Here is a 296-nt window from a genome sequence, read left to right as displayed (position 1 = left end):
GCGCGCTTGCCGCCCTGCGCGACCGGGGCGAAGAACGGCGCGCCGCCGCCGAAGACGAGATCGAGGCCGCTCGCGCCGAGCGCCGCGTTGTAGCCGGCGCCGCCAGGCACCAGGCTGGCCGCGATGTCGGATCCGACCTTGCGGTGGCAGGCGTGGGCATAGGTCGCGGCCGGGGTGGCGTCGGTGACGCTGGTGGTGGTCACCACGCCGGCGGCCATGCCGCGCGCCTTGGCCAGTTCGGCCAGGGTCGGCACCGGACGCCCGTTCTCGCAGCGGCTCAGCTGCTTGTTGCCGTT

Annotated in this window: 1 protein-coding gene; it reads right to left on the bottom strand. The window is 75.0% G+C overall.

All coding sequences use genetic code 11. From position 1 onward, the window contains the following. Window positions 1-296, bottom strand: a 296-nt coding sequence (locus KVT32_RS29700; protein WP_217619385.1) for an alkaline phosphatase, incomplete at both ends; no start/stop codon positions are given.

The sequence above is a fragment of the Achromobacter sp. GbtcB20 genome (assembly GCF_019091095.1).
GTDB lineage: Bacteria > Pseudomonadota > Gammaproteobacteria > Burkholderiales > Burkholderiaceae_B > Achromobacter > Achromobacter mucicolens.
This window is presented reverse-complemented; position numbering and strand designations above follow the sequence as displayed.